Consider the following 2,392-nt stretch of genomic DNA (forward strand, 5'->3'; position numbering starts at 1 on the left):
TGCGCGAACCGGCGGCCGCCCGCCCGCACCGTCCGGACGGTGACGATCTGCAACGTGAAGGCGCCGGGTCAGTCCAGGGCGTCCTCGGCGAACGCCCGCAGCGCCCCGGGATCGCGGACGGTGATGCGGCGCCGGGCCGTCCGGACGAGCCCGGCCGCGCGGAGGACGGCGAGGGCGCGCGCGACCGTCTCGCGGGACGCGTCGATGCACGCGCCCAGTTCGCCCTGGGAGAGCGGCGGGGCGATCTCGATCCCGTCGCGGGCCGCCGGGACGTGCCGGGCGGACATGTCGGCGAGGTCGGCAAGCAGCAGCGCCAGCCGCCGCGCGCCCTGCGCCGACACCGACGCCTGCAGCCGCCGCGACGCGTCGTCGAGGCGGCGCACGAACGTGCCGCTGACCAGCATCCACATGCCGGGATGGGCGTCCAGGAAGGCGGTGAAGCGCGCCGCGGGCACGATCAGCGCCCGCATCGCGCTCAGCGCCGTGACGGTCGCCGACCGCTGCCGGCTGCCCAGCACCGCGCTCTCGCACACCAGGTCGCCGGGCCCGCGCACGGCCAGGACGATCTCGCGGCCGTCCGCCGTCGTCGACGCCGCCTTCGCCCACCCGGACTCGATCACCATGATGTGGTCGGAGTCCTCGCCCTGGTAGCACAGCGGGGCGCGGGCGCGATAGGCGCGGACGCGGCCCGCCCGCCGCAGCGCGGCCCGCTGCGGCCCGTCGAGGCCGTCCCAGAAGCCCTCGCCCGCACCGCGCGGCGCCCGCGCCGTCGCCGGGCTCACCGGAGCCCCGCCCGGGACGCCCGGGGAGATGAACCGGCGCCCGCGGCAGTGGGGGGAGTGGGGCGTTGCGGCCCAAAGCCGCGGGCACCGGTCCGTTCGAGCCGCCGTCGCGGCCGGACGGGGATCACGACCGGCCTCGCGGCGATGTGCGTGTTGCCTGCATATCCCAAGGAAAGCCCCTTACCGTTCCCGATGTTGCATCAGCGGACACGGCCGATCTGCGTCTTCTGACACTTTCGGTGAAACTTGTAGTCAGGATTGCGCCGAAGCTCTCGCCGCCGCGCGCCCTCGGACGCGCGGGCGCGGGAACGGGGCCGCTTCGCCGCCGCGGGTCAGCGGGCCAGGGCGTTGAGCAGGCGGTTCACCGGGCTCGACAGGTTCCAGCGGTCGGCCAGCGCGACCAGCGCCTCCGGGTCGCGCGCGCCCGTCGGGAGACGGTCGTCGAGCGCCGCCAGTTCGGGCGCGTCGATGTCGGTGACGACGCGGACGACCGTCTCGGCCGCCGCGAGGTAGTCGCGGGCGGCCTCGATCCGCTTGCGCGCGCCCGCCGGGAACCCCGTGTCGCCCGCGTCGAGCGCCGCGAGGATGCCCGCGAGCGAGCCGTACCGGGTGACCAGCGCCGCCGCCGTCTTGTCGCCGACCCCCGGCACGCCCGGCAGGCCGTCGCTGGGGTCGCCGCGCAGCGTCGCGTAGTCGCCGTAGCCGCGGCCCGGGACACCGTACTTGCCGGCGACCTCCTTCTCGCCCATGACCTGCAGGTTCCGGACGCCCCGCGCGGTGTAGAGCACCGAGACGGGGGCGCGGTCGTCGACGAGCTGGAACAGGTCGCGGTCGCCGGTCACGATGTCGACGGGCCCGTCGGCGGCGCCGCGCACCGCGAGGGTGCCGATGACGTCGTCGGCCTCGAACCCCGGGACGCCCGTGCGGGCGAGCCCGAACGCGTCAAGCACGTCGTCGATGATCGGGAGCTGCGCGGAGAGCGGGTCGGGGGTCTGGTCGCCGCCGTCCTCGGCGACGCGGTGCGCCTTGTAGGACGGCAGCGCCGCCACCCGGAACGCGGGCCGCCAGTCGGCGTCCATGCAGCAGACGAGCCGGTCGGGGGAGCGGTCCTGGACGAGCCGCGCGATCATGTCGACGAGCCCCCGCACCGCGTTCACCGGCGTCCCGTCCGGCGCGGTGACCGACTCGGGCACGCCGAAGAAGGCGCGGAAGTACAGCGACGGCGTGTCCAGCAGCATCAGCCCGCTCATGCGCACATCCTTCCACGCGGGTACGACGCCCCGCGTCCCATCGGCGTCCCGTCCGTCCGGTCCCGTTCCGTCACGTCACCCGCGCGGCGAGGACGCAGATGTCGTCGTCGGGGTTCGCGGCGCCCAGCGACCGCAGGACGTGGTCGACGACCGCGTCCGGCGGCGCGGCGTGCCGCTGCGCCGCCGCCGTGCACAGCATCGCCAGGCCGTCGGCGGGGCCCGGCCGCGCCGCGCGACGAGCCCGTCGGTGTAGAGGAGCAGCAGGTCGTCGCGGTGCAGGCGGAGTTCGGTGTCGCGCGGCCGGGGCGCGTCCGGGACGCCCAGCAGCACGCCGCCGAGGCCGTCCAGCGGCCGGGCGCG

General features: G+C 76.2%; 3 protein-coding genes. All 3 read right to left on the minus strand.

Annotated features, from left to right (window positions below; all coding sequences use genetic code 11):
- Positions 1 to 68 precede the first annotated feature (68 nt).
- On the minus strand, positions 69 to 782 hold the full coding sequence (locus tag BJF79_RS37585; RefSeq protein ID WP_075904544.1) for a Crp/Fnr family transcriptional regulator: 714 nt from the start codon (positions 780 to 782) through the stop codon (positions 69 to 71).
- A gap of 332 nt (positions 783 to 1,114) precedes the next feature.
- Entirely contained in the window at positions 1,115 to 2,032 is a 918-nt protein-coding gene (locus tag BJF79_RS37590) for a 5'-3' exonuclease (protein WP_075904546.1), read from the minus strand.
- A 75-nt stretch (positions 2,033 to 2,107) separates the two neighbouring features.
- On the minus strand, positions 2,108 to 2,392 hold a 285-nt coding region (locus BJF79_RS54440; RefSeq protein ID WP_158079413.1), incomplete at its 5' end, for a SpoIIE family protein phosphatase.

Source organism: Actinomadura sp. CNU-125 (assembly GCF_001942465.1).
GTDB lineage: Bacteria > Actinomycetota > Actinomycetes > Streptosporangiales > Streptosporangiaceae > Spirillospora.